Origin of the sequence: Edaphobacter aggregans DSM 19364 (genome assembly GCF_000745965.1) — a bacterium.
In the GTDB taxonomy this organism is placed as follows: Bacteria; Acidobacteriota; Terriglobia; order Terriglobales; family Acidobacteriaceae; genus Edaphobacter; species Edaphobacter aggregans.
Genome location: NZ_JQKI01000304.1, coordinates 1 through 2,209 on the forward strand (window position 1 = coordinate 1; position 2,209 = coordinate 2,209).

Sequence of the window (2,209 nt, forward strand, 5' to 3'; positions counted from 1 at the left end):
CCGGTGAGGTTTTGGCAGGACAATTGCATTATGGGGATTCAATCCATCGCAGCTATTTTGTGCTGACTTGAGCGGAAGCGTTGTGACTGCCGTGAGCAACATGCAATTTGTTCTGCCAAAAAATCTACCACGCTTCCACCTACCCGCGGAGCGGGTTTAGTACAAATCGCCAACTCACTCACCGAACAGTGCGGACACAAGACTTCCCAGATTTCCCGTCCACCTTAAGGCCATGACAACGGGATGACAAATCTCAGGGGGATGTCAAATGAGCCACAAGCTGTGCGCGATGCGAGGACACTACAATGTGCATACGCCTGCGCAGAGCTTTCAGGAGTCAACAAGTGAGTTGCGGACTTGGCCCTATGACCTTTGTGGTTCTGATTTCTCTTTGCTCCGGCTCTTCTGCGCCCGGCTCCGGCACCCAAGCAGCCACGGGCGTGGCCGATGATCCAACGGCACTGGTACGCCGGGCCACGCAAAACGCGCTGGCCGGGAGATCGCATCGTCAGCCGCTCCGTTATCAGCTCCGCAAGGTTGACAAGCGCAGCGACACGACAAAAGAGATCGTCGAAACAAAAGATGGCGCCGTGGCGCGTCTGATCGCCATCGACGGCAACCCTCTGAGCGCGGAGGCAGACGAGACGGAGCGGCATCGTCTGAACTATCTGAGTAGCCACCCGAACCTTCAGGAGCATCGCCGCAAACGCGAACAAGAGGTGATCGACAGGGTAAACAGGCTGATGCGTCTGCTGCCGGTAGCCTTTCTCTATCGCTACGAAGGAATGACGCCATGCAAGAGCGGCCAGTGTTATCGCCTGGGCTTCACGCCCAACCCGCAATTCGCCCCCCCCAGTGAGGAAGCAAAGATCTTCCGCGGGATGGCCGGGGAAGTCTGGATCGATTTGGCAGAGGAGCGCATGGTTAAGCTCGACGCGCACTTGATCGAGGAGGTCGATTTTGGTTGGGGGATTATAGGCAGGCTCCACAAGGGCGGAACGATTCTGCTGGAGCAGACCCATGTGGGAGGCCACCAGTGGGAACTGACCCACATGCAACTCAGCCTGACGGGCAAGGCACTGCTGATCAAGTCACTCGACATCCAGATGACCGAAGACAAGAGGGAATTCTCTCCTGTGAGCCCAGGGATGAGCTATCGACAGGCGATCCAGTTACTCGAAAATCCTGGAGCCAGTGAGTCACTGGAGGTTGGGGACCCTAAATAGTAGCCAGTGTGCTCGAAGCCAACCAGATCACCATTAGCAGGTTGCGCAAGGGCAATCCGTGGGACAACACGGCTTGCGAGTTTTTCTTGAAGACGCAGATACATTTTGACGCCAGCGACGGCGCGGACACAACAGGTCATGGTTGATTAGCATCGTCTTCTGAACATGGACATGCGGTGGAAAGCACGGTGCGTTGGAACGAATGGGAGAGACATGCACTCACCTCAGGTACGACCCGGCCGAAAGAATCACGCTCAACCCTGCCTCGTCTACCGGGGCAGCCCCGATAGGAACCTAACGTTTCTGGGTACCAATCGCCCAGAACCTCCGGCTGCGGGCTAATGCGTCTCTTGCAAGCTTCTGCAGTGATTCGGCCCCACTCTATGTGTCGCACGTTTACGGTGAATGGGGCGCCGAAAGGAGCAGCGTATCAAAGCTTCGGCTCCGAGACCGGCCTATACCGTTTGCGCTTTCGTGGCGCCGAGCACATCTAAAACGTAAAAGGATCTGGTACCGGCGCAGAATCTCAGTGACTTCGTTGCGGGGGGAGTTTGTCGGGTCAGCCCCCACCGAGAGAGATACCCTTCTGTCCTTAACCCGCCTGCCCCAAGGGATGGTGGAAACAAAACCCTTTTAAAACCCCAATGACAATTCCTTTGGGGATTTTTCGAGGTTTTTGAGGGGTTTTAAAGATACCCAAGTGATTGAAAATGCTGGACATAACGAATCTGCAAAACCAGTATTCGCGGGTTCAATTCCCACTCGGTGCTCCAACAAAATAAACGACTTATAGTGAACCTCCTCGTCCTAGAAACACCAATCAACACCATCCGTCTTAGCGTTTTGGATGGCATCTACCTGAGTTCTCATGAAGCGGAAATCGGGCTTCTAGCCTGCATCATTCACGAAGGCTGAGCGAGCGGTTGTTGTGAGCGCGAGCTCGTGACGAAGGCTCGTTTGGCTGGGTGCTGTTGGTTGGATTG

General features: G+C 55.1%; 1 protein-coding gene. It reads left to right on the top strand.

What is annotated here, in order from left to right; all coding sequences use genetic code 11:
- Positions 1–365: 365 nt before the first annotated feature.
- A complete protein-coding gene (locus tag Q363_RS31395; protein WP_035358656.1) occupies positions 366–1,226 on the top strand; it encodes a hypothetical protein in 861 nt (286 codons plus the stop codon).
- The last annotated feature ends 983 nt before the right edge of the window (positions 1,227–2,209 follow it).

What these genes read in the sequence shown, in the direction of transcription:
- Q363_RS31395 (WP_035358656.1), top strand. Translation starts at nt 366, where the DNA reads ATGACCTTTGTGGTTCTGATTTCTCTTTGCTCCGGCTCTTCTGCGCCC.